Below are 25,387 nucleotides of genomic sequence, written 5' to 3'. Positions count from 1 at the left end.
GGCGGTACTGACCCAAATCAATAAACGCTACTCGAACCCGAACAATGCCCGTGGCGCCTCGACCAGCAGTGCATGCCTGACCTCAGCCGGGCACTCCAGTGCGTCCAGTTGTTGGACCACCGAGGTGTAGCTGACACGCTCTTCGTGTTGCGTATGCGGCCAGTCGCTGCCCCACACCAACCGCTCTGGACCCAGGCTTTGCTGCAACAGGCGCAACGCCGCCCTGGCGAAATCGAGGTTCTGCTGCTCAGTCCCGGCCAGTCGATAAATGCCCGAGACTTTCATCCACACCTGCCCGCCCTGCCCCAGTTCAAGCATCTGGCGAAAGCCCGGCTGTTCTAGCCCCAGCCGTGCATCCGGGCGACCGAAGTGATCGATGACCACCTTGATCCCGAACGGCTTGAGTTGCCGGAGCAAACCCGGCAAGTCTTCAACCTGACGGTGCAGTTCGATGTGCCAGCCTAACGCCGCGATATTGCCTAAAAATGCTTTCCAGACCGGCTGGTTAAAATCAGGCAATGCACAGCCCATCAGGTTCAAGCGTGCGCCCACCACGCCCTGGCCAGCTAGCTCACGCATCTGCGCCCGTTCAGTGCCGGGGTCCAGCACCACGACCCCGCGCAAGTGTTGCGGCGCTTGCTTGAGCGCCGCCAGCAGGTAGCGGTTGTCAGTGCCGAGAAAACTCGGCTGCACCAGCACGCCATGACTGAAGCCATTGGCCTGCAATTGGCTCTGGTACTGCGCCAGAGTGGCGTCGTAGCCCGGGGTATAGCGCCGTGCGGCCGCCAGGCTCAGTTCGCGACTGAACACATGAGCGTGGGAATCAATGCCGCTAATCGGCGTAAAGCGGGTATCAGGCATGTCGTTCATCTATCAAAAGTAATGGGCATCAGGCACGTGCGGTGTCGTTGCTGCTACCACTGGCCGGTTGCGCCTGGTTGGGCGCTTCAAGGTTGCGGCCACGGGTTTCCGGCAGGCACAGGGCGGCAATCACTGCCACGCCATAGGCAATCCCGGCGTCGATACCAATCGCCGAACCCAAGGACATGGATTCACTCATGTGCCCGACCAAAAACGGGAACACCGCCGACAACACGCGCCCGAAGTTGTAGCAAAAGCCGACACCGGCACCGCGTACATCCGCCGGGTACAGTTCGTTGAACAGCGCCCCGAGGCTGGCCGGAATCCCCGCCGCGAAAAAACCCAGCGGGAAGCCGAGGAACAGCATTTGCGTATTGCTCAGGGGCAGAAAGACGTAGCACTGCACGGTGATCACGCAGCACAGGGCGAACAGGATGATATTTTTGCGTCGCCCGATACGGTCGATCAAAAAGCCGCTGACCACGCAGCCGCACCAGAAGGCCGCAATGATCACCGCCAGATAACCGCCCGAGTTCAACACCGACAGGTTGCGTTCGGTTTTCAGGAAGGTCGGCAACCAGGTCATGACCGCGTGGTAGCCGCCGTGGGCACCGAGGCCCAACAGCCCGCCAAACAAGGTCACGCGCAGCAGTTCAGGGCGGAAAATACCCGATAGCGATTTGAAGAAGCTTGGCGGGATGGCGTTTTCTTTTTGCAGACGCTGAAAGCTGTCGGGCTCTTGCACGTTGCGCCGCACCCAGATGATCAGCAGCGACGGCAGCAGCCCGACCAGGAACATCACTCGCCAGGCCATGTCTTGCGGCACCAGCGAATAGATCAGCGTAAACACCCCCACGGCCAGCCCCCAGCCGACGGCCCAGGCGCTTTGCACGGTGCCCATGACCTTGCCGCGATAGTTCGGGTTAATGGTTTCGGCCATCAGCACCGCACCCGCGGCCCACTCGCCGCCGATACCAAAGCCTTGCAGCGCCTTGACGATCAACAGTTGGTTGAAGTCGGTGACAAAAGCCGAGAGGAAAGTGAAGAACGAAAACCACAGGATCATCCACTGCAACGTGCGCACTCGCCCGTAGCGGTCGGACAACGTGCCGCCGACCCAGCCGCCGATGGCCGAAGTCACCAGGGTCACGCCGCTGATCAGGCCGGCGTCGCCCTTGGTCAAGGCGAAAGCGGCAATCAGTGCCGGAATCGCCAGACCAAACATTTGTACTTCCAAAGCGTCGAGCGACCAGCCGCCGAAGCAGGCCCAGAACGTTTTGCGTTCCCGTGAAGTGATCTGACGATACCAACTGAACATGTTTTTTATCCTTATAAGTCAAACGCAAGGCGGCCGGATGCGGACCGTGCCGCCGTCAGGCCAGTCAAAAGCAACACACAAAAAAGCCCACGGTCCGCAGGCAGCGGGCCGAAGGCTTGGGGTTAGCGGATGTCCACGCTGTAACGGAAGTGCTCGGCATGCCCGCGCGAGCGCCGCCACTCCAGCGGCGTACCGGCGTAATCACGGGCCAGGCGCTCAATCACCACCACCGGGCTGTTGACCGGCACTTGCAGCAGGCGCGCATACACGTCATTGACCGATTCGGCGGTCAGGGTCTCTTGCGCACGGGCGACGACCTGAGCGCAGACATCTTCATAGATGGGATAGAGCAACGGCCCCTGCTGGCTCAAGTCGAGCTGCAACAAGGGCGCAAACAGTGCGTGAGGCAGCCAGATTTCTTCGGCCAGCACCGGCTGCTCATCCAGCAAACGCACACGCATGATACGAATGACCTGCGCATCGGCGGGCAAGCCCAAGGCTTGAGCCACGGCCGAAGGCGCGGCGACCGGCTCTACTGAGAGGATGCGACTCTGCGGCACCTGGCGCTCGCCGGCAGCGGTTTGAAAACGGAAAAAGCGAAACAGCGACGACTGAAACTGAGGCCGCCGAATAAACGTCCCGCGACCTTGCTGGCGCTCCAGAATACCCTCACTGACCAGCGCATCAATGGCTTTGCGCACGGTGCCGGTTGAGAGCAGGTATTGCGCCGACAGCGCGGCTTCAGTAGGGATCGCCTCCCCCGGACGCCAGCGATTTTGCGCGATCTGCTCCGCCAAATGATCACGCAAGCGTTGGTACTGCGGCAGGCGGGTATCACCGGATAGAGAATTCATTGACCTTATTCACCTTGTTATCTAGTCATATATATGAATATTGCTGGCGAGTATTTCCCCGGACGGGTTGGCTGTCAAGCACCGAATGGCGGCGGGCGCTGTCAGGCACCCGCACATTTGAAGCAGGGCTTATTCGAACACGGGGCGGAAGAAGCTGCGCTCGTAGCTAAGGATGCAACGGTTGTCTTCGGCCAGCTTGAACGCGGCGATGCATTCGGCATCGGTCTTGGAGCGCTCACGATAGTCTTCGTAGGCGGTCAGACTGGGGAAGGTAAACATCGCCAGGGCGATATTGTTGGCCCCTTCCGAAGGCAGGAAATAACCGTGATGGGTGCCGCCGAATTTCTCCACCAGCGGGATCCAGATGCGTGCATACGCTTCGAATTCTGCCAGTTGGTAGGGGTCGATCACATAACGCAGGTAACACGTAACCATTTCATCGTTCCTTTGAAGGGTAGAGTCTATTCAGCACGCCCATCGTGATAACCACCGCAGGGATCATCAGCAGCACGGGGTTGAAGGGTATCGGGATAAACAGCGTGATCAGCCATGCGATAAAAAAGCCTGCGGCGACCAGACCAAAAACCCAGGTCGGGATCCGCTTTGCGAAGCGTTCACACGCCTGATTGAAGCGCTTAAACCATTGCATCTAAACAACATCCTTGTGAATCGGCCCGCAGAATACGACAAAAACTGACGCTATCTATATTGATGAATCACATAACATTGTGGGAGCGGGCTTGCTCGCGATGGCAACACCTCGGCCATGCGGGTACACCGCATCAATCCAATCGCGAGCAAGCCCGCTCCCACCCTGCCTCTATTTGTGAATGGAGACAATCGTCGCTTTGCTGCCTTCCATGCGGAAGCTGAACGCCACGTTGTCACCCACCGCCAGCCCGGCCAATTGCGCGTCGGTCACGGCAAAGCCCATGGTCATGGGTGGCCATTGCAAGGCCGGGACCGGGCCGTGGGCCAGGGTCACGGTGTGCCTGGCCGGATCAATCGCCTTGATCACGCCTTCGGCACTGGCAGCCGGTGCTTGCTGCTGAGCCTGCATGCCGTCCATTGGCATGCCCGACATGTCTTCTGCATGGGCCGCAACATTGAACGCGGCAACAAGGCTGGCTACGACGACGAGAGGGAATTTCATAGGGGGTTTCCTTGAGAAGATTGGGTTTCAACAGGTAAATGGCGACGGCGCATCACGCGATACGCCGCCGGGATAACAAACAGGGAAAGCAGAGGCGCGGTGAGCATGCCGCCGACCATGGGCGCCGCGATGCGGCTCATGATTTCACTGCCGGTGCCGCCGCCCAGCAAGATCGGCAACAGACCGGCAATGATCACGGCCACGGTCATCGCCTTGGGCCGCACACGTTGCACGGCGCCTTCGCGAATGGCGCCAACCAGCCCTTGCTCGCTGCCCTCGCCCGCCTGCTGGCGCTCGGCCCAGGCGTTTTTCAGGTACAGCAGCATGATCACGCCGAACTCGGCAGACACCCCGGCCAGGGCGATAAACCCGACTCCGGTGGCCACCGACAAGTTGAAGCCCAGCAGGTACAAAAACCACACGCCCCCCGTGAGGGCAAAGGGCAAGGTCGCCATGATCAGCAGGGCTTCATCGAAACGGCTGAAGGTCAGGTACAGCAGCACAAAGATGATCAGCAAGGTCGCAGGCACCACCAGCTTGAGCCGTGCGTTGGCCCGTTCAAGGTATTCAAACTGCCCCGAGTAATTCACGCTCATGCCAGGCTGCAAGTGCACCTGCTCGCTGATGGCCTGGCGCAAATCCCTCACCACCGATGCCAAATCGCGGTCGCGCACGTCGATATACACCCAGCCGGAAGGCCGCGCGTTTTCACTTTTGAGCATCGGCGGGCCCTCGCTGATGCGTACAGTGGCCACGGTGCCGAGGGTGATCTGGCTGCCCTGCGGGGTGTAGATCGGCAACTGTTGCAGCGCACTCAGCGAGTCCCGCCAGGCACGCGAGTAACGCACATTAATAGGGAATCGCGCCCGCCCTTCGATGGTTTCACCAACGTTTTCACCGCCAATCGCCCCGGCCACAATCGCCTGTACATCGGCAATGTTGAGCCCGTAACGGGCCGCTGCTGCACGGTCGATATCGACGTCAATGTAACGCCCGCCCGTGAGCCGCTCAGCCAGCGCCGAGCTGACCCCCGGCACGCCCTTGGCCACGCGTTCTATGGCTTGGGCAACGCTGTCGATTGCGGCCAGATCACCGCCGTTGACCTTGACCCCGATAGGGCTCTTGATGCCGGTGGCGAGCATGTCGAGGCGGTTGCGGATCGGCGGCACCCACAGGTTGGTCAGCCCCGGCACCCGCACCACACGGTCCAGTTCCTCCACCAGCTTTTTCGGGGTCATGCCGGGACGCCATTGCTCACGAGGCTTGAACGCGATGGTGGTTTCAAACATCTCCAGCGGCGCCGGGTCGGTGGCACTTTCGGCGCGCCCGGCCTTGCCCGACACGTGGGCAACCTCCGGCACGGTCTTGATCAACCGGTCGGTGAGTTGCAGAAGTTGCGCGGCCTTTTGCGCCGACAACCCTGGCAGCGCTGAGGGCATGTACAGCAAATCCCCTTCATCCAGCGGCGGCAAAAACTCCCCGCCCAGCCGCGACATCGGCCACAAGGCGCTGACGAACACCAGCAAGGCAACCGCCAGAGTGGTTTTCGGGCGGCGCAATACCGCGTCCAGCGCCGGTTGATACAGCCGGATCAAACCACGGTTGAGCGGGTTCTTTTTTTCGTCGGGGATGGGCCCGCGAATCCAGTAGCCCATCAGCACCGGCACCAAGGTCACCGACAATCCGGCAGCCGCGGCCATCGACCAGGTTTTGGTGAACGCCAGCGGGCCGAACAGCCGCCCTTCCTGCGCCTCCAGGGTGAACACCGGGATAAACGACAAGGTGATGATCAGCAGGCAAAAGAACAACGCCGGCCCGACTTCCGTCGCGGCCTGGGTGATCACCTGCCAATGATCGGCACCCTTCAGATCTTGGCCAGGATACGAGTGGTGCCAGGCTTCGATTTTTTTATGGGCGTTCTCGATCATCACCACCGCCGCATCGACCATGGCGCCGATGGCAATCGCGATACCGCCCAGCGACATGATGTTGGCGTTGATGCCCTGATAACGCATCACAATAAAGGCCATCAACACCCCCACCGGCAACGAGATAATCGCCACCAGCGAGGAGCGCAGGTGCCACAGGAAGACCCCGCACACCAGCGCCACCACGAGGAACTCCTCCAGCAGCTTGTGGCTGAGGTTGTCCACCGCCCGATCAATCAATTGGCTGCGGTCGTAGGTGGTGACGATCTCTACACCCGCGGGCAGGCTGGCTTTCAGCTCCTCGAGTTTTTGCTTGACCGCAGCAATGGTCTCGCGAGCGTTTTTGCCGCTGCGCAGAATCACCACGCCGCCCACGGCCTCGCCTTGACCGTCGAGTTCTGAAATGCCCCGGCGCAATTCCGGCCCCAGCTGAATGTTTGCTACGTCCCCCAGCGTGACCGGTACCGCACCGACGCCAAGCTTGAGCGGGATTGCCCGGAAGTCCTCCAGGGTCTTGAGGTAGCCCGACGCCCGCACCATAAATTCGCTTTCGGCCATGGTCAGCACCGCGCCGCCGGTTTCCTGATTGGCCTTGCCGATGGCCTCAGTGACTTCAGCCTGAGTAATGCCCAGCGCGGCCATTTTTAAAGGATCGAGTTGCACCTGATACTGCTTGACCATCCCGCCCACGGTCGCCACTTCCGCCACATTGGGCAGGGTTTTGAGTTCGAACTTGAGAAACCAGTCCTGCAGGGCGCGCAGTTGTGCGAGGTCATGCTTGCCACTGCGGTCCACCAGCGAGTACTGATAAATCCAGCCCACCCCCGTGGCATCCGGACCCAGCGCCGGTTTGGCGCTGGCGGGCAAGCGGCCTTGGATCTGGCTCAGGTACTCCAGCACCCGCGAGCGCGCCCAATACAGGTCGGTGCCGTCTTCAAACAACACATAGACAAAGCTGTCGCCAAAAAATGAATAGCCACGCACGGCCTTGGCGCCAGGCACCGAGAGCATGGTGGTGGTCAACGGGTAAGTGACCTGATTTTCGACAATCTGCGGGGCTTGCCCAGGGTACGGCGTGCGGATAATCACCTGCACATCGGACAAGTCCGGCAGGGCATCAATCGGCGTATTTTGCACCGACCAGATGCCCCACGCCGTCACAAACAACGTCGCCAGCAACACCAGCATCCGGTTGCCGACAGACCAGCGAATCAGCGCGGCAATCATGGCTGGCTCCCGGTTGGCAGGTTTGGCGCCAGCGGCGTGACGTCCAGCCCCTTGAGGCTGGCCTCGGAGTCAAGCAGAAACTGGCCTGAACTCACCACATGCTGGCCTTCTTGCAACCCTTGCAGGATCGCGGTCTGGCCGTCGTTTTCAGGCCCGGTACGCACCTCAACCGGACGGTAATGCCCGCCCTCCTCAGCCAGCATGACCAAGGCTTGATGGCCGGTACGAATCACTGCCTCGCTTGGCACCCACAGCACATGCTGATCGATGCCCTGTTCAAGGCTGACCTGCGCGGTCAACCCCGGTCGCAGCCGTGCACCGGGGTTGGCCAGTTCGACCCGCACCTGCAACGTGCGGCTGTCGGCGTTGGTTTGCGGCAGGATCGTGCTGACCGTGCCCTTGAACACTTCCCCGACATAGGCCGGTAAACGTGCCTCGACGGTTTGCCCCGGCGCAACGGCTGCGGCTTGCGCCTCAGGCACCGCCACGGTCAGCCAGACGCTGCCCAGTCCATTGACCTGGGCCAAGGTTTCACCTAGCCCCAAGGTCATGCCCTGACGCACATTCAACGTTTGCAGCACGCCGCCCACCGGGCTGGTGACGGTCAACACGGGCTGCACCTTGCCACTGCGCTCGACCTGCGCAATCAATGCCGACGGCATCCCCGTAAGGAGCAGACGCTGACGCGCCGCCGCCAACAGCGCGGAATCACCCACGCGCTTGAGCGCCAGAAACTCTTCCTGCGCCGCCGCCCATTCCGGCACCAGAACATCCGCCAGCGCAGCGTCGGGTTTGAGCACATCACCGGGCGCAAGAGTGTAAACGCGCTCGACAAAGCCCGGCGTGCGTGCCTGAACCACCGCCACATCACGCTCATTGAACCCCAGCACCCCGGACGCCATGACACGGGTCGCCAACATGCCGCGACTGACCGTGGCCAGGCGCACACCGAGATTTTCGGTCTGCCCCGGATCAACCCGCAGCGTTTGCGCGTCGGCTTTATCGTCGGCGTACTGCGCCACCAATTGCATGTCCATAAAAGGCGACTTGCCCGGTTTATCGAACTTTTGCTGCGGGAACATCGGGTCATACCAGTACAGCGCCTTGGGCGCGCTGGCTGCCATTGACGGCGCCATGCCGGTGTCACGCGGTTGACCCGCCCACCAGCCTGCTGCCACGCCCAACGCCAGCGCAGCGACTACCAGCCCGGTTACTTTGGTTTTATTAAATGTCATGTGCGCCTTCCCCATAAGCGAAATACAGACGGGCATTGACCGCTGCGCGCTGCTCTTCAACGTCCACCTGTTTGAGGCGGGCCTGGATCAACTCGCGACGTGCTGTGACCAGCGCATTCAGATCGCCCTTGCCTGCGCGGTAACTGGCCATGCTCAACGCGACCTTCTCTTGGGCCAGCGGAATCAGGCTGTCCTGACCGCGTTGCACAGCGCGGTTAAGGCGCTGAAAATCGGCCAGATCATCGTCCAGTTGCCGGGTGTGCTCGCGGGTCATGTCTTCGCGCTCGGCATCCAGCTGGTCGAGGTCGGCTTGCCGGGCGGCAATCACCGGGTTTTGCCGGCGACCGGGAAATATCGGTAAATCCCAAGAAAACTGCACGCTGACCATGTCACCGAATTGCTGCCCCCGGTGCTGGTAATCGAGCTCCCAACTCCAGTCCGAATGCTTCTGGGCCTCGGCCTCATGCAGCTTGGCTTGCGCCTCGCGGCTCATGGGTTCAAAGGCGGCGAGCTGCGGATGGTGCTGCACGTTATGGGTGTACATCCCGCCTTCGACCGGCCATTCGGGCAAGCGCCCCAAGGGGGTGTCGTTGCCCGCCGGGCCAATCCAGCGCTTGAGTGCGGCATGGGCCTGGGCACGCTGTTGCTGCAACTCATCCTGCTGCTCAGCCAACAATGCAGCTTCCTGTTTGGGGGTGACGGCATCAGAGGGTTGCGCGCGGCCGCCCGCAATCGCCGCACGCACGGCATCGCCAAACAGGCGGTTTTCAGCGTATAAATCCTTAAACAGCGCGTCTTTGCGCTCCACTGAATAACTGTTGATCCACGCCAGCGCGGTGGCCTGACGCACATTCAGCCGCGCCACCCGGCGCTGGGCAATGGCGGTGTCCACGGCGGCATCGGCCACTTCAATGCGCGCCTTGCGCTTCTCGCTATTGGGCATGTCCTGACGGATGCCGACCATTTGCATGGTCATGAAATCGCGGTCCAGGCTGCCGCGATCGGGGCCGCCCACCGGGAAGTTCTGCACCCCCAGCACCAGTTTCGGGTCGGGTAATTCGCCCGCCGGGATCGCGGCACTGCTGGCCGCTTGCACGCTGGCATTTTGGGCCGCCAGCGCAGGCGCCGTATTGTCGGCCAGGCGTAGCGCTTCATCGAGGGTCAGACCACCCGCGAAACTCGGCCACGCCAGCACACTTGCCACCAGGCCGACGCATACGCGCAAGCCGGTGCCAAAGCACATGGGTTTCATGTTTTAGATTCCTGTGAAGATCCCGTGCACGCTGCAAACACAGCGCACAACTGTGCCTCGCGCTAATGCGCAAGACGGTTCAAAGAGGGACAGGAATCAAACCCGTGGCGGGCGCCACACCCCGGACGGGGCTGAGGTGGGTACAGCATCGCTGAACAGTGCCAGCGTGAGCGGATTGGGCAAGGAAAGTGCGGGCTTGATGACCGAAATTTGCAACATCGTCCCGGTTTTGCATTCCTGGCCGGGTTTGCACGACTTGCTATGTTCGGACGGCGCCTTGCTGTCGTCGCAGCAGTCCATGCCCATGTCGTTCATCATCTTCATGCCCAACACTTGCATGGGGCACGGGTCTGCCGGTGCCTGCACACCCGCCATCCCACTCAAGGGAAGCGCGAGGCTCAAGACAAAAACAAGGCAAAGCCGCAGATAGCGTTTCATGGGGCGTGAGTTTAATCGTTAAAAATGACGGTTACAATTAGCCGACTCGCGCTATCAGAGCGTGCTGGAATTAAGCGCAGATTATGTTCAGCGTTTTATTCGGTAGGCGCGAGCCGCTTAATAATTACGGATAAATATCGATTAACGAAAACGGTTTCGCTAAGCTGCACACAGTCCACATCCACCCTTAACCTTCGGCGGTGAGCGCATGATCGAAGTTACTGAAGTTTCCATTGCCCAACTGCGTGAAGCGCTCGATTCGGGCCAGACCACCGCGGTTGAGCTGGTCAAGTCGTACCTTGCACGCATCGAGGCCTATGACGGCCCGCAAACGCCGACCGCGCTGAACGCGGTGGTGGTGCGCAACCCCGAAGCCCTTAAAGAAGCCGAAGCGTCGGACGCCCGTCGCGCCAGGGGTGAAACCCTCGGCCCGCTGGACGGGATCCCCTATACCGCCAAAGACAGTTACCTGGTCAAGGGCCTGACAGCCGCCTCCGGCAGCCCGGCCTTTAAAGACCTGATCGCTTATCGCGATGCGTTCACCATTGAGCGTTTGCGCGCCGCCGGAGCCATTTGCCTGGGCAAAACCAACATGCCGCCGATGGCCAACGGCGGCATGCAACGCGGCGTGTATGGCCGCGCCGAAAGCCCGTACAACGCTGACTACCTGACTGCGCCCTTCGCGTCCGGCTCGTCCAATGGTGCTGGCACGGCCACCGCTGCGAGTTTCTCGGCGTTTGGGCTGGCCGAAGAAACCTGGTCCAGCGGGCGCGGTCCGGCGTCCAATAACGGCCTGTGCGCGTACACGCCATCTCGCGGAGTGATTTCAGTGCGCGGTAACTGGCCGCTGACACCAACCATGGACGTGGTCGTGCCCTATGCCAGAACCATGGCCGACCTGCTGCAAGTGCTCGACGTGGTGGTTGCCGAAGACCCGGACACCCGTGGCGACCTGTGGCGCATGCAGCCCTGGGTGCCGCTGCCGAGTGTTGAATCCGTGCGCCCGGCGTCGTACCTGGACTTGGCCGCCAGCGCTGAAACCCTGGCAGGCAAGCGCTTTGGCGTGCCGCGCATGTACATCAATGCCGATCCGCTGGCCGGCACCGCAGAGAACCCCGGCATCGGCGGCCCGACCGGGCAGCGCATCACCACCCGTGCGTCGGTCATCGACCTGTGGCAAGCCGCGCGCCAGGCCCTTGAGGCCAAGGGCGCCGAAGTGATCGAGGTCGACTTCCCGCTGGTGTCCAACTGCGAAGGCGACCGTCCGGGCGCGCCAACAGTGTTCACCCGCGGGCTGGTGTCCAAGGAGTTCATGCACGACGAATTGTGGGAGCTGTCAGCCTGGGCCTTCGATGACTTCCTGCGTGCCAACGGCGACCCGAAACTCAACCGCTTGGCCGACGTAGATGGCCCGCAGATTTTCCCGCACGATCCGGGCACCCTGCCCAACCGCGAAGATGAACTGGCTGCGGGCATGGATGAGTACGTGCGCATGGCCCAGCGCGGGATCACCCCGTGGGACCAGATCGCGAGCTTGCCGGACGGCCTGCGAGGCCTGGAACAGACCCGCAAGATCGACCTTGAAGAATGGATGGATGATCTGGGCCTGGATGCCGTGCTGTTCCCGACTGTCGCCGATGTAGGCCCGGCCGACGCCGATGTTAATCCGGCATCGGCCGACATTGCCTGGAGCAACGGAGTGTGGGTGGCCAACGGCAACCTGGCGATCCGTCATTTGGGTGTACCGACCGTCACCGTGCCGATGGGCGTGATGGCAGACATCGGCATGCCGGTGGGCCTGACCTTTGCCGGGCGCGCTTACGACGATTCGGCGTTGCTGAGCATTGCTTCGGCGTTTGAAGCACTGGGCAGCAAACGCCAGATCCCACCCCGCACCCCGCCGCTGAATACCGCTCTGTAGGCTTGAGTATGCTCGCGATCTTTTGTCAAAGATCGCGAGCACGATCACTACAGGATGCTAATGCTTCAGTGGTTATAAGCCCGCTCGTTATGCTCAGCCAGATCCAGCCCCAGCTCTTCCACAGCATCGTCGGCACGTAAACCGATCACGCGGTCGATGATTTTCAGAATCACCCAACTGGCGGCAAAGCAATACACCGTGGTCAGCAATACGCCCTTAATCTGCGCCATCACTTGCGCGCCCATGCTCACGCCGTCCACCAGACCGCCCAACGACGGCACACAGAACACCCCGGTCAGCACTGCACCGATCATCCCGCCAATGCCATGCAAGCCGAATACGTCCAGGCTGTCGTCATAACCGATACGGCGCTTGAGCACGGTGACGCTCAAGTAGCAGAACACCCCGCACAACAAGCCGATGGCCAGCGCACCGCCGACGCCGACATAAGCACACGCCGGGGTAATGCCCACCAGCCCGGCCAGTGCACCGCAGGCCAAGCCTTGAGCACTGGGTTTGCCGACCTTGAACCACTCGGTGAACATCCAGCCCAGAATGCCTGCGCATGCGCCCAACTGGGTGTTGAGCATCACCATGCCGGACAACCCGCTCAAGCCGCCGCCCGAACCGATATTGAAGCCAAACCAGCCGACCCACAGCATCGCCGCACCGGCCATGGTCAGGCTCAGGTTATGCGCGGGCATCGGGGTGTTCTGGTAGCCCTTGCGCTTGCCCAGAATCAGGCAGGCGGCCAAGGCGGCAACCCCAGCATTGATGTGCACCGCCGTACCACCGGCATAATCCAGCACGCCCCAGTTATGCATTAATGCACCGGGCCCGCCCCAGACCATGTGCGCCACCGGGGCGTACACCAGGGTGAACCACACCGCCATGAACAGCAGTGCCGCCGAGAACTTCATGCGCTCGGCAAAGGCACCGGCGATCAGCGCCGGGGTGATGATGGCGAAGGTCATCTGGAAGGTCACGTACACCCCTTCCGGGATGTCACCCACCAGGCTGTCGGCGTTAATGCCTTTCAAAAAGGCTTGCCCCAGGCCACCGACAAAACTGTTGAAGGTCACCTGCCCCTCCACCATGCCCGTGGTATCCACCACCATGCTGTAGCCATAGATCACCCACAGCACGCCCACCACCCCGGCAATCCCGAAGCACTGGGTAAACAGTGAAAGCATGTTCTTGGCCCGCACCAGGCCGCCATAGAACAGCGCCAGACCGGGCAGGCACATAAACAACACGAGCGCGGCAGCGGTGATCATCCAGGCGGTGCTGCCGGTGTTCAAGACGGGGGCATCGGCGGCCTGAGCCAGCGGTGCCAACAGCATGGCTGTGCACACCATCAAAAATGATTTGCCGAGAGGGCGATTGACCATGTTCAAAGCTCCTGCAAAAGAACGTTCGAAATTGTAGGAGCGAGCTTGTCTCGCGATCTTTTAAAAGATCAAAAGATCGCGAGACAAGCTCGCTCCTACGAGGTGGGGTCTATCAGTAGCCGGAGCCCGGTACCCAACTGGTGCCCGCCAGCGGCACGCGGGCCATGGCGGCCGACTCCACGGTCAGGGCGACCAGATCTTCGGGGTCAAGGTTGTGCAGGTGCGATTTACCACAGGCCCGGGCCATGGTCTGGGCTTCCAGCACCATCACCCGCAGGTAGTTGGCCAAGCGCCGACCGCCTTCGACCGGGTCCAGACGCTTGGACAGTTCCGGGTCTTGGGTGGTGATCCCGGCGGGGTCGCGGCCGTTCTGCCAGTCGTCGTAGTAACCCGCTGCCGAACCGATTTTCTTCAGCTCAGCGTCCAGCCGCGGATGGTTGTCACCCAGGGCGATCAAGGCTGCCGTACCAATGGCCACGGCGTCTGCCCCCAGGGCCATGGCCTTGGCCACGTCGGCGCCATTGCGGATGCCGCCCGAGACAATCAACTGCACTTTGCGGTGCATGCCCATCTCTTGCAGGGCCTGAACCGCTTGCGGGATGGCCGACAAAATCGGGATGCCGACGTGTTCGATAAACACTTCCTGAGTGGCCGCCGTGCCGCCTTGCATGCCGTCAAGCACGATCACGTCGGCCCCGGCTTTGACTGCCAGTTTGACGTCGTAGTACGGACGGCTGGCGCCGATTTTTACGTAGATGGGTTTTTCCCAGTCGGTGATTTCCCGCAGTTCGGCAATTTTGATCGCCAGGTCGTCCGGGCCGGTCCAGTCCGGGTGACGGCAGGCGCTGCGTTGATCGACGCCAATCGGCAAGGTGCGCATCCCGGCCACCCGCTCAGTGACTTTCATCCCCAGCAGCATGCCGCCACCGCCCGGTTTGGCGCCCTGCCCGAGGACAATTTCAATCGCGTCGGCCTTGCGCAAATCGTCCGGGTTCATGCCGTAGCGTGATGGCAAATACTGGTACACCAGATGCTGCGACTGGCCACGCTCTTCCGGGGTCATGCCGCCGTCGCCGGTGGTGGTGCTGGTCCCGGCGATGGTCGCGCCACGGCCCAGGGCTTCCTTGGCATTGGCGGATAAAGCACCGAAACTCATCCCGGCGATGGTAACCGGAATTTTCAGGTGAATCGGCTTCTTCGCGAAGCGATTGCCGAGGATCACATCGGTGCCGCACTTCTCGCGATAGCCTTCCAGCGGGTAGCGCGAGACGCTGGCGCCGAGCAACAGCAAGTCATCAAAATGCGGCAGTTTGCGTTTGGTGCCACCGCCACGAATATCGTAGATACCGGTTTCGGCCGCGCGCTGGATCTCCTGAATCGTCAGGCGATCGAAGGTGGCCGATTCGCGCAGTACCGGCGTGGTTGGCGTTGGGTTAGTGGAATCGCTCATGGGGTTCTCCTCGCGCGGATCAGTACGCGGACGCGTTATCGACTTTGAAGTTGTACAGCTGACGGGCCGAGCCATAGCGCTTGAACTCGGCGGCTTTGTGCGCAAAACCGGCTACATCCAGCAGCCCTTGCAGCTCTTGCAAATGTTCGGCGCGCATCTCTTTTTCAACACAGTCCGACCCCAGCGACTCGACGCTGCCGCGCACATAGATGTGGGTTTCGTACAGCGAGTCGCCCAGCGCATCACCGGCATCGCCGCACACCACCAGACGCCCGGCCTGGCCCATAAAACAGCTCATGTGGCCAATGCTGCCGCCGACCACAATGTCGATGCCTTTCATGGAAATCCCGCAGCGCGCCCCGGCATCGCCCTCAATCACCAGCAGGCCGCCATGGGCAGTGGCCCCGGCCGCCTGCGAAGCGCTGCCTTTGACCCGCACCACGCCCGACATCATGTTTTCGGCGCAGCCCACGCCGACGTTGCCGTGCACGGTAATCGTCGCCTGCTGGTTCATGCCCGCGCAGTAGTAACCGGCGTGGCCTTCAATATCGATGGACACGGCCTGATTCACGCCCACCGCGAGGTTGTGCTTGCCGTTGGAGTGCGTCACCCGCCATTCGGCGTCGATAACGTTATGAACCTGGTCGTGCAGCGCCTGATTGAGTTCGCGCACGCTGGCAATGGAAAGATCGATGGTTTTCATGTGTGCGCTCCTTAAGCTGACTCGCGTTCCCAGATGTACAACGTGGCCGGTGCCGGTTCCCAGATCCGTGCGTGTTCAATGCCCGGCAGGCTCGACAGCGCCTGATACTCAGAAGCCATGGCCACGTAATCGTCGGTTTCGGCCAAAATCGCCGGCTTGCAGGCAATCGGATCGCGGATCACCGCAAAACCGTTACGGGTGCCGATGGCGAAGGTGTAGAAACCGTCGAGGTCTTCCAGCGCGTGGTCCAGCGCATCTTTCAGCGAGTCGCCCTGTTGCAGGCGCCAGGTCAGATAACCGGCCGCGACTTCGGTGTCGTTATCGGTTTCGAAATGAATCCCTTCGCGCTTGAGCTCCTGACGCAAGCGGAAGTGATTGGACAGCGAGCCGTTGTGCACCAGGCACAAGTCGGCGCCGGTCGAAAACGGGTGGCTGCCTTCCATGGTCACCGCACTTTCCGTGGCCATGCGGGTGTGGCCGATGATGTGGCTGCCCTGCATGCCGGCCAGGCCGAAGCGCCGGGAGATGTCCTCAGGCAGGCCCATGCCCTTAAGGATCTCGATGCTCTGCCCGGCGCTCATGATGCGCACCGTCGGCGCCAGCTCAGCCAGTGCGGCACGCACTGATGCCTCGTCGGCATTGACCTTGAGCACCGCAGCGCTGGCGTTCTGGAACCAGTCCAGCGAGCAGCCCAGGCGCCCTTCCAGCGCGCCCATCAGGTTGTTCCAGTCAAAGCTTTCAGTGGTTGCCTGCAACGTCAATTTGACCCAGCCTGCCGCCACTTCGTCGCCGTAGATAGCAAAGCCGGCACTGTCCGGACCGCGATCCGTCATGGCCTGCAACATGGGTTCAAACAACGTGCCGAGCCGGGCTTCCAGCTGCGGGTTTTTCAGATACAGACCTACGATTCCACACATAAGAGCAGTCCTCAGGTTGTTCGGGAGCGGCTGTGCCGCCAGACATAATCAGAAGAATTCGGTGTAACGCTTGATTTCCCAGTCGGAGACGTGGCGGCTGTACTCCACCCATTCCATGCGCTTGAGCTTGATGAACTCGCCAACGATTTGCGGGCCGAGCACCTCGGCAAACAGCGGGTCGGCTTGCAACGCGTCACAGGCTTCCTTGAGCGATTGCGGCAAGGTCTTGATGCCCCGGGCGGCAATTTCTTCGAGGCTCAGGCTGTAGAGGTTTTCGTTGCAGACGTGGTCGATTTCCAGTTGGCGATCGATGCCGTCGAGCCCGGCCGCGATGATCGCTGCGCTGACCAGATACGGGTTGCACCCGGCATCCGGCAGGCGAAATTCCAGACGCCCGTATGGCACGCGGACCATGGCCGAACGGTTGTTGGCGCCGAAGGCGATAAAAGCCGGTGCCCAGGTGGCGCCGGACAAGGACTGCCCTACCACCAGGCGCTTGTAAGAGTTGACGGTCGGCGCAGCGAAGGCACACAGGGCCGGGCCGTGGGCGAGCAGACCGGCAGCAAAGTGATAAGCCATTTTCGACAGGCCCATGCCGCTGGGATCGCTGGCGTCATGGAACAGGTTTTTGTTCTCGGCGCTGCTGATTGACAGGTGAAAGTGCATGCCGTTGCCCGCCCGCTTGGGGTCCGGCTTGGGCATGAATGAGCAAATCATGCCCAAATCGTTGGCGATCTCACCAGCCGCCATGCGAAAGAACGTGAAGCGGTCAGCGGAGGTCAGCGCATCGCTGTAGGTGTAATTGATTTCGAATTGGCCGTTGGCGTCTTCGTGGTCGATTTGGTAGACCTCGAAGTCCACCGCTTGCAGGGCTTCGGTGAGCTTTTCCAGAAACTCCCGGGAGCGCGACAGGCCTTTGTAGTCGTAGCAAGGCTTGTCGAGGTTGTCGCTGGGGTCGACCAGTTGCAGGGTGCCGTGCTCGTCACGGCGCATCAGGTTGAACTCAGGCTCCAGCCCGGTGTTGAGGGTCCAGCCCTTGTCCGCCAGGCGCTGAACCTGTTGCTGCAACACATAACGGCTGTCGTAAGGGTGCGGCTTGCCATCCACATGCCCCACGCACACCACTCGCCCGTAACCTGGCTGCCAGGGCACCGGGGTCAGGGTCGACAAATCGCCACGGGCCATAAAATCCGCGCCGTGGGGCTCCATGCCCATGCCACTAATGGCAAAACCGGCGAACCCGGCGCCCTCTTCGGCGACGGTCTTGAGGCCACAAATAGGCACCGACTTGGTTTTCGCCGCACCGTGAATATCGACAAACTGCGCAAGCACGTACTTGATCCCGTGCTTATCGATGATGCGCTGGGTTTCTGCTGGCAGCATTACTCGTCACTCCTGGCGAAAGGCAAAACAGTGAGGGTTGGCCTTAACCGTCTTTTTATTCCTAAAAAGAAAGTTAGTTTCCCAATAGGAATGCAAAGCCCTTGCCAGAGTTGTCAGCGCTGCGTCAAAACGCCTCCAGGGGCGTTTTCGTGCTGTCTATATGGGAAAAATCTTTTCCCGGTGGGAATATGGCCAATGATCCGCTAGCCTGTAACCAGCTTTTTGCACTTTCTCAGTGCGAAACTATTATTACTGAACGGAAAGTGTGCAGGACTGAATGACGATGCCAACCGAACCCGCTCCACGGCTCAAGCTTGAGCAATACTTGGGCATGCAGATAAAGCGCCAACGCCAGGCTCAGGATTTGAAGTTGTCCGACGTGGCCAAAATTGCCGATATCAGCCAGGGCATGTTGAGCAAAATCGAAAACGCCCAGGTCTCTACCAGCCTCGATACCTTGAGCCGCCTGTGCGACGTGCTCGGCTTGCCGATGTCCAAGCTGTTCAGTGAATACGATCAGCAGGACGGCAGCGCGCTGCTGGTCAAGGCCGACCAAGGCATGGAGGTGGTGCGCCGGGGCACCGAGAAAGGCCACACCTACCACTTGCTCAACCACACACGCGGCCCGAAGAAGAGTTTTGAGGCGTACATGGTGAGCATGGACGACGCCAGCGAAGAGTTCCCGACCTTCGCCCATCCGGGCACCGAGTTTTTGCATTTGCTGGAAGGCGAATTGATTTATCGCCACGGCAACCAGTTGTACCGCATGCAGGCGGGGGACAGCCTGACCTTCGAAGGCGACATCCCCCACGGGCCGGAACAGCTGGTGCAAGTACCGATTCGTTTGTTGTCGATCATGAACTACGGCAACGACAAGGAATAAGCCCCCTGCCCCCTCGCGATCTTTTTTGAAGATCAAAAGATCGCGAGGCAAGCTCGCTCCTACAGATGCGTATCTTTTCCCCGCATAAAATTCCTGTCAGTTAAAAAACTTTCTTAAAACCTCTGGACGCGGCGCGGGCATTCCCCTATAAAGCCAACATTCAGGAATATTTTATTCCCTTCAAGAAAGTACGTTCCACCTCGAGAACGGCTGTGCTGATGTCTTTTTTCGCCCTGCGATGAGCTGCCACTACCTTCCCGAGGATGTGTCATGCAACACGAAAAAAACCATTTCATCATCAAGGTCACGTGTCCGGCGGTGTCTGGCATCGTTGCTGCCGTGACCACGTTTCTGGCGGACAACGGTTGCTACATCGGGGAGATGGCGCAATTTGACGATGAGTTCAGCGGGCGCTTTTTCATGCGGGCCGTGTTTCGCTTCAACGATGAGCAGGCCGCTGACCTTCAGCAGATCAAAGACGGGTTCAGTGACGTTGCCGCCGCCTTCGACATGACCTGGGAACTCCACGACACCCGCCAGCCTATGCGTGTGTTGCTGATGGTGAGCAAGTACGACCATTGCCTGGGTGACTTGCTGTACCGCTACCACAAGGGCGAGGTCGACATGACCATCACCGCCATTGTTTCCAACCACCTCGACCTGCGGCCCATGGCTGAGCGTGAGGGTATCCGCTTCATTTACCTGCCCGTCAACAAAGACACCAAGACCCGGCAAGAAGCCGAACTGATGAAAATCGTCGACGACACCGGCACCGAGCTGGTGGTGTTGGCGCGTTACATGCAGATCCTCTCCGACGACCTGTGCCAACAGCTGTCAGGTCGGGCGATCAATATCCACCATTCGTTCCTGCCCGGTTTCAAGGGCGCCAAGCCGTATCACCAGGCCTGGCAACGCGGGGTAAAGCTGATCGGGGCCACCGCGCATTACGTGACCAGCGACCTGGACGAGGGGCCGATCATTGAGCAGCAAGTGCAACGGGTCGATCACGTCCATTTGCCGGAAGATCTGGTGGCAATCGGGCGCGACACCGAAACCGTGGCGCTGTCCAGGGCGGTCAAATACCACCTTGAACATCGGGTGTTTCTCAACCAGGACAGAACGGTGATTTTCCGGTGAATACGCCCCTTTTGATTGACGGTAAAGCCGCCGCCACACGCGTGTTGCAGCAAGTGCGCGAAGATGTAGCCAGCCTCTACGAGCAGGCCATTGAGCCCACCCTGGCGGTGATTCTGGTGGGCAACGACCCGGCCAGTCAGGTGTATGTGCGCAACAAGGTCCTGCGCGCCGAAGAGGTTGGTATTCGTTCGCTGGAACATCGCCTGCCGAGCGATACAGAGACTGAACACTTGCTGCAGTTGATCGCCAGCTTGAATGCCGACCGTTCGGTTCACGGTGTGTTGCTGCAACTGCCCCTGCCCGCGCATATCGACGAACTGCGCGCCCTGCAGGCGATCAGCCCGGACAAGGACGTCGACGGTTTCCACAGTGACAACGTCGGCGGGCTGAGCCAGGGCCGCGCGGTGCTGGCGCCCTGCACACCCAGCGGCTGCCTGTATTTGCTCAAGCAGGCTTGCGGTGATTTGCGCGGCAAGCACGCGGTGGTGATTGGGCGCTCGAACATCGTCGGTAAACCCATGGCCGCCCTGCTGTTGCAAGCCGACTGCTCGGTGACCGTGCTCCACTCACGCAGCCAGGACCCGCAAGCGCTGTGCCGCCAGGCCGACATTGTGATCGCCGCCGTGGGCCGCCCGCGCCTGATCGACGCCGATTGGCTCAAGCCCGGCGCCGTGGTGATTGATGTCGGCATCAACCGCATCGATGACAACGGTCGCAGCCGCCTGGTCGGTGATGTGGATTTCGACAGCGCACTGACCCGCGTCGCGGCCATCACCCCGGTGCCCGGCGGTGTCGGCCCGATGACCATCGCTTTTCTAATGAAAAACACCGTGACCGCCGCCCTTAATCAATCTCAGGCGCAACGCAGCCTGTCGGAGGCCGTATGCCTTTCAATCTCTTGAAATACGGGCTGAGTTCGGAGTACCCGGTAGAGGTCGACTTACCGCCGCCCAAGGCGCTCAAACCCAGCTATGACGTGGTCATCATCGGCGCGGGCGGGCATGGCCTGGCCACCGCTTATTACCTGTCCAAATACCACGGCATCAGCAATATCGCGGTACTCGAAAAGGCCTATCTGGGGGGCGGCAATACGGCGCGCAACACGGCAGTCATTCGCTCCAACTACCTGACCAGCGAAGGCGTGAAGTTTTACGCCGAGTCAGTGCGGATGTTCCAGTCGCTGTCCAACGAATTCGACTTCAACATCATGTATTCGGAGCGCGGCCAACTGACGCTGGCCCACACCGATGCCACCGTGCGTTCGTTCCGCCAGCGGGCCGAGGTCAACAAGCACTTTGGCGGGCGCAGCGAGATGATCGACCGCCAGCAGATCCGCGAACTGGTGCCCACCCTCAACCTCGATCCCGGCCACCTGCCGGTGCTCGCCGGGCTGTGGCACATCGACGGCGCCACCGCCCGCCACGATGCCGTGGCCTGGGGTTATGCCAAGCAGGCGGCCAAGCGCGGGGTGGAGATTCATCAACTGACCGAGGTTCAAGACCTGGTGATCGAGAACGGCGCGATCACCGCCGTCAAAACCAACCGCGGGACGATCCGCTGCGGTTGCGCCGTGCAGGCCATTGCCGGGCACAGCTCACTGCTGATGGCCAAAGCCGGGATCCGCTCGCCGATTCAGACCTTCCCGTTGCAAGCCATGGTCACGCAACCTTTCAAGCCGTTTCTCGACCCACTGGTGAGTTCGTCAGCACTGCACTGTTACGTGCAGCAAACCAGCCGTGGCGAAGTGGTATTCGGTGGCGGCTCCGACCCCTACCCGCTGTACAACACGCGCTCGACCCTGGACTTGAAAGAAAGCCTGCTGGCCCACGCCATCGAGATGTTCCCTTTTTTGGCCAACGCCAAACTGATGCGCCAATGGGCCGGGAGCACCGACATGACCCCCGACTACAGCCCGATCATGGGTTTGTCGCCGGTGAAAAATTACTACCTCGACGCCGGCTGGGGCACGTGGGGCTTCAAGGCCACGCCCATCTGCGGCAAGACCATGGCCGAGCTGGTTGCCAGCGGCGGCAAGGTGCCCGAGCTGATCAAACCGTTCGCCCTCGAACGTTTTTCAACCTTCCAGCAAGTCAACGAAATGGGCGCCACGGCGGCCAGCCACTGACCCGGAGCACGCAATGAAAATCATGATGTGCCCGCTCAACGGGCCGCGCAATATCAGTGAGTTCACCTACGGCGGCGAGTTCAAGGTCATGCCAGACCCAACCACCTGCAGCGATGGCGAATGGGCCGACTACGTGTTCAACAGCGAAAACCTCGCCGGGGTGGTGCGCGAATGGTGGATGCACACGCCGTCCAGCTACTGGTTTATCGCCGAGCGCCACACCGTCAGCGATGAAGTACTGCGCACCTTCGACCCCAAAGAGCTGTTTACCCGCCGTGTCGAGTTCAGCACCGCCGCCAAGGAGATTGCAGGATGAACCGCCTCCCCGCCCCGATGGGCCTGCTGATCGACCGTCATCAGCCGCTGGACTTCACCTTCGATGGCGAGCGCTACCAGGGACTGCAAGGTGACAGCATTGCCAGTGCGTTGCTGGCCAACGGCCGGTTTCTGCTCTCCCGTTCGTTCAAATACCACCGCCCCCGTGGCCCGCTGACCATGGCCGGGCAAGACGCCAACAGCCTGGTGCAACTGCCCAAAGAACCCAACGTGCTGGCCGATGCCTGCCCGTTGACGTCGGGTTTGCAGGTCAGCGCGCAAAACGTCAACGGCAGCCTGGACCATGACCGCGACGCCTGGCTGGGCAAGTTTTCCAAATTCATGCCGGTGGGGTTCTACTACCGCTCGTTCTACAAGCCCAAGGGCATGTGGAAGCTCTGGGAGCCGATGATTCGCAAAAAAGCCGGGCTGGGTGTGCTCGATCTGAACTTCACCCCCGAGTACTACGACAAGGCGTACCTGTTCACGGATCTGGCGGTGATCGGCGCCGGGCCTGCCGGTTTGCAAGCCGCGCTGACGGCCGCCAATGCCGGGGCCAAGGTGCTGCTGATCGAGCAGCAAGCGGTGCTCGGTGGCTCGCTGACCTATGCCCGCTTCGACATTGAAGGCATCCAGGCCAACGCTGTGCGCCATTCGCTGCTGGCGCAAGTGGTGCAGCACGCCAATATTAAAGTGCTCACCGAGGCGACCTGTAACGCCTGGTTCACCGACAACTACCTGCCGGTAATTCAGGGCAAACGCCTGTACAAGGTGCGGGCCAGCCAATGCCTGGTGTGCAGCGGCTCGTTCGATCAGCCGGTGATCTTTCGCAACAACGACTTGCCGGGGGTGATGCTGAGCAGTGCCGCCCAGCGCCTGATGAAACTCTATGCGGTCAAGCCTGGCCAGCGGGCCGTGGTACTGACCGGTAATGACGACGGGTATCTGGCCGCGCTGGATTTGCATGAGCAAGGCGTGGCGGTTGCATCGCTGATCGACCTGCGGGCCGCGCCGGGTAATCCGGCGCTGCGTGAAGCCTTGCTGCAACGCAAGATCCCGTGCCTGAACAACAGCACCGTGTACGAAGCCCTGCACGAAAAAGGCATGCGCCACGTGACCGGGGTCGAGGTGCGCACCATCCTCGCCCAAGGCCGCGTGGCCGACAGCGGCAAACGTCTGGACTGCGACCTGTTGTGCATGTCGGCAGGCTATATGCCGGTCTATCAACTGCTGTGCCAGGCGGGCGGCAAACTGGCCTATGACGACCAGCGCGCCGAGTTCACCCTCAGCGGGCTGCCACAAAACTTGCTGGTTGCCGGGTCCGTCAATGGCCGCCACTCACTGGACAACGTACTCGCCGACGGCGCCCGTGCCGGTGCCGCTGCGGCACGGGCACTCGGTCTGAGCGCAGACGCAGCCCCTGAACGGTGGCGGGCAGAAGCGCCAGTCAACTTCAGTTGGCCGATTTTTCCGCACCCCAAGGGCAAAGACTTCGTCGACTTTGACGAAGACCTGCAAGTGGCCGACATCGTCAACGCCACACGCATCGGCTATCGCGACGTGCAACTGGTCAAACGCTACTCCACCGTGGGCATGGGCCCGTCCCAAGGCCGCCACTCTGCACTGCCCACCGCACGCCTGGTGGCGTGGGCGACGCAACGCAATATCAGCGAGACCGGGGTCACCACCGCGCGGCCGCCGTTTGTGGCAGAAAAACTCGCCCATGTGGCCGGTCGCGCGTTTGACCCGTATCGCCAAACACCCATGCACATCCGCCATGTGCAGGCAGGCGCGAAAATGATGCCGGCCGGTATCTGGCAACGCCCGGCCTACTACGGCGCGGTCAAAGACCGCGAAGCCTGCATGCAGGCCGAAGCCCTGCACGTGCGCAACAAGGTCGGCATCATTGACGTGTCGACCCTGGGCGGCCTCGATGTGCGCGGCCCGGATGCGGCCGAGCTGTTGAACCGCCTGTACACCTTTGCCTTCATCAAGCAGCCCGTGGGGCGCTCGCGCTATGCGCTGATGACCAACGAACACGGGGTGGTGATTGATGATGGCGTGTGCGCACGCTTTGCCGAGCAGCACTTTTACGTCACCGCCACCACCAGCGGCGTAGACCGCATTTACCAGCAGATGCTGAAGTGGAATGCGCAATGGCGTCTGGACGTCGACATCACCAACGTGACCGCCGCCATTTGCGCGGTCAACGTGGCCGGGCCGGACTCACGCAAAGTCCTCGAACTGCTCTGTTCTGACCTCGATTTAAGTGCCAGTGCCTTCCCGTATCTGGGCGTGCGCCAAGGCACGGTGGCCGGGATTGCAGCACGCTTGCTGCGGGTCGGTTTTGTCGGCGAGCTGGGGTATGAGATCCACGTTCCGGCCCGTCACGGGCTGGCGCTCTGGGATGCCCTGATCAGCGCTGGCGAAGCGTTTGATATTCGCCCGTTTGGCGTTGAGACCCAGCGCTTGCTACGCCTTGAAAAAGGCCACGTGATCATCAGCCAGGACACCGACGGCATGACCCACCCGGCAGAAATCGACATGGGCTGGGCGGTGAGCCGCAATAAACCCTTCTTCGTCGGACGGCGCTCGGTGGACATCCTCGAAGCCCAATCGCTCAAGCGCAAACTGGTGGGCTTCAGCTTGCCCAAAGACAGCGCGCAACCGCTTGAAGGGCATCTGGTGCTTAACGGCCCTGACATCAGCGGCAGCGTCACCTCCTGTGAATACTCCGCCAGCCTGGGCAAGATCATCGGCCTGGCCTATGCGGGCATCGACCAGAGCACGCCGGGGCAACGCATCCCGATCCGTGTTGAAGGGGGTGTGACCGTCCAGGCCGAGGTTGTCGCCCTGCCCTTCTTTGACCCTGAAAACCAGCGCCAGGAGCTTTGAC

At 61.1% G+C, this 25,387-nt stretch carries 22 protein-coding genes; 7 read left to right on the top strand and 15 right to left on the bottom strand.

Annotated features, from left to right (window positions below):
• Nucleotides 1–27 precede the first annotated feature (27 nt).
• The 10 genes from GHO32_RS11245 to GHO32_RS11200 form a co-directional block, all read right to left on the bottom strand.
• Nucleotides 28–861 carry an amidohydrolase gene (locus tag GHO32_RS11245; protein WP_153336462.1) on the bottom strand — a complete coding sequence of 278 codons (834 nt, stop codon included), beginning with the start codon at nt 859–861 and terminating at the stop codon, nt 28–30.
• Between the two features lie 28 nt (nt 862–889).
• Complete coding sequence (locus tag GHO32_RS11240; protein ID WP_153336463.1) at nt 890–2,179, bottom strand: MFS transporter; 1,290 nt, start codon at nt 2,177–2,179, stop codon at nt 890–892.
• Between the two features lie 122 nt (nt 2,180–2,301).
• Nucleotides 2,302–3,033, bottom strand: coding sequence for a GntR family transcriptional regulator (locus GHO32_RS11235; protein ID WP_153336464.1), 732 nt, complete (start codon nt 3,031–3,033; stop codon nt 2,302–2,304).
• 129 nt (nt 3,034–3,162) lie between these two features.
• A complete protein-coding gene (locus GHO32_RS11230) occupies nt 3,163–3,468 on the bottom strand; it encodes an NIPSNAP family protein (protein ID WP_048369143.1) in 306 nt (101 codons plus the stop codon).
• 1 nt (nt 3,469) lies between these two features.
• Entirely contained in the window at nt 3,470–3,682 is a 213-nt protein-coding gene (locus GHO32_RS11225; RefSeq protein WP_153336465.1) for a hypothetical protein, read from the bottom strand.
• Nucleotides 3,683–3,853: 171 nt separating this feature from the next.
• Nucleotides 3,854–4,186 carry a copper-binding protein gene (locus GHO32_RS11220; protein ID WP_153336466.1) on the bottom strand — a complete coding sequence of 111 codons (333 nt, stop codon included), beginning with the start codon at nt 4,184–4,186 and terminating at the stop codon, nt 3,854–3,856.
• Nucleotides 4,183–7,341 (bottom strand): efflux RND transporter permease subunit, encoded by a 3,159-nt coding sequence (locus GHO32_RS11215; RefSeq protein WP_153336467.1) that lies wholly within the window; start codon nt 7,339–7,341, stop codon nt 4,183–4,185. The genes GHO32_RS11220 and GHO32_RS11215 overlap by 4 nt, the downstream gene beginning before the upstream one ends.
• Entirely contained in the window at nt 7,338–8,576 is a 1,239-nt protein-coding gene (locus tag GHO32_RS11210; protein ID WP_153336468.1) for an efflux RND transporter periplasmic adaptor subunit, read from the bottom strand. Before GHO32_RS11210 ends, GHO32_RS11215 begins: the two co-directional genes overlap by 4 nt.
• Nucleotides 8,566–9,828: a TolC family protein gene (locus tag GHO32_RS11205; protein ID WP_153336469.1), complete on the bottom strand. Its 1,263-nt coding sequence runs from the start codon at nt 9,826–9,828 to the stop codon at nt 8,566–8,568. Before GHO32_RS11205 ends, GHO32_RS11210 begins: the two co-directional genes overlap by 11 nt.
• A 96-nt stretch (nt 9,829–9,924) precedes the next feature.
• Nucleotides 9,925–10,266 carry a hypothetical protein gene (locus GHO32_RS11200; protein ID WP_153336470.1) on the bottom strand — a complete coding sequence of 114 codons (342 nt, stop codon included), beginning with the start codon at nt 10,264–10,266 and terminating at the stop codon, nt 9,925–9,927.
• 208 nt (nt 10,267–10,474) lie between these two features.
• Between GHO32_RS11200 and GHO32_RS11195 the strand changes: the two genes are divergently transcribed.
• Nucleotides 10,475–12,187 carry an amidase gene (locus GHO32_RS11195; RefSeq protein WP_153338222.1) on the top strand — a complete coding sequence of 571 codons (1,713 nt, stop codon included), beginning with the start codon at nt 10,475–10,477 and terminating at the stop codon, nt 12,185–12,187.
• A 65-nt stretch (nt 12,188–12,252) separates the two neighbouring features.
• Here the strand turns inward: GHO32_RS11195 and GHO32_RS11190 are convergent, their stop codons facing one another.
• From GHO32_RS11190 to glnT, 5 genes are all read right to left on the bottom strand, one after another.
• The gene (locus tag GHO32_RS11190; RefSeq protein ID WP_153335701.1) at nt 12,253–13,578 is read right to left on the bottom strand and encodes an ammonium transporter; all 1,326 of its coding nucleotides are present in this window, start codon (nt 13,576–13,578) and stop codon (nt 12,253–12,255) included.
• 112 nt (nt 13,579–13,690) lie between these two features.
• Entirely contained in the window at nt 13,691–15,028 is a 1,338-nt protein-coding gene (locus GHO32_RS11185; protein WP_048369151.1) for an FMN-binding glutamate synthase family protein, read from the bottom strand.
• A 19-nt stretch (nt 15,029–15,047) separates the two neighbouring features.
• Nucleotides 15,048–15,731 (bottom strand): protein glxC, encoded by a 684-nt coding sequence (locus GHO32_RS11180; protein WP_153335702.1) that lies wholly within the window; start codon nt 15,729–15,731, stop codon nt 15,048–15,050.
• Between the two features lie 11 nt (nt 15,732–15,742).
• Nucleotides 15,743–16,648: a glutamine amidotransferase family protein gene (locus tag GHO32_RS11175; RefSeq protein WP_123749477.1), complete on the bottom strand. Its 906-nt coding sequence runs from the start codon at nt 16,646–16,648 to the stop codon at nt 15,743–15,745.
• Nucleotides 16,649–16,696: 48 nt separating this feature from the next.
• On the bottom strand, nt 16,697–18,031 hold the full coding sequence (gene glnT, locus GHO32_RS11170; protein ID WP_153335703.1) for a type III glutamate--ammonia ligase: 1,335 nt from the start codon (nt 18,029–18,031) through the stop codon (nt 16,697–16,699).
• A gap of 283 nt (nt 18,032–18,314) precedes the next feature.
• Here glnT and GHO32_RS11165 point away from each other — a divergent pair, with 283 nt between their 5' ends.
• The 6 genes from GHO32_RS11165 (at nt 18,315) to GHO32_RS11140 (ending at nt 25,386) form a co-directional block, all read left to right on the top strand.
• On the top strand, nt 18,315–18,914 hold the full coding sequence (locus tag GHO32_RS11165; RefSeq protein WP_048369155.1) for a helix-turn-helix domain-containing protein: 600 nt from the start codon (nt 18,315–18,317) through the stop codon (nt 18,912–18,914).
• Between the two features lie 270 nt (nt 18,915–19,184).
• Nucleotides 19,185–20,051 (top strand): formyltetrahydrofolate deformylase, encoded by an 867-nt coding sequence (gene purU / locus GHO32_RS11160; protein WP_153442833.1) that lies wholly within the window; start codon nt 19,185–19,187, stop codon nt 20,049–20,051.
• Nucleotides 20,048–20,953, top strand: coding sequence for a bifunctional methylenetetrahydrofolate dehydrogenase/methenyltetrahydrofolate cyclohydrolase FolD (folD, locus tag GHO32_RS11155; RefSeq protein ID WP_368668448.1), 906 nt, complete (start codon nt 20,048–20,050; stop codon nt 20,951–20,953). The genes purU and folD overlap by 4 nt, the downstream gene beginning before the upstream one ends.
• Nucleotides 20,935–22,176: an FAD-dependent oxidoreductase gene (locus tag GHO32_RS11150; RefSeq protein WP_048387478.1), complete on the top strand. Its 1,242-nt coding sequence runs from the start codon at nt 20,935–20,937 to the stop codon at nt 22,174–22,176. Before folD ends, GHO32_RS11150 begins: the two co-directional genes overlap by 19 nt.
• 13 nt (nt 22,177–22,189) lie before the next feature.
• The gene (locus tag GHO32_RS11145) at nt 22,190–22,492 is read left to right on the top strand and encodes a sarcosine oxidase subunit delta (protein ID WP_048369159.1); all 303 of its coding nucleotides are present in this window, start codon (nt 22,190–22,192) and stop codon (nt 22,490–22,492) included.
• Nucleotides 22,489–25,386, top strand: coding sequence for a 2Fe-2S iron-sulfur cluster-binding protein (locus GHO32_RS11140; RefSeq protein ID WP_153335705.1), 2,898 nt, complete (start codon nt 22,489–22,491; stop codon nt 25,384–25,386). The genes GHO32_RS11145 and GHO32_RS11140 overlap by 4 nt, the downstream gene beginning before the upstream one ends.
• Nucleotide 25,387 lies beyond the last annotated feature (1 nt).

This window comes from Pseudomonas sp. FSL R10-2189 (genome assembly GCF_009600325.1).
In the GTDB taxonomy this organism is placed as follows: domain Bacteria; phylum Pseudomonadota; class Gammaproteobacteria; order Pseudomonadales; family Pseudomonadaceae; genus Aquipseudomonas; species Aquipseudomonas helleri.
This window is presented reverse-complemented; position numbering and strand designations above follow the sequence as displayed.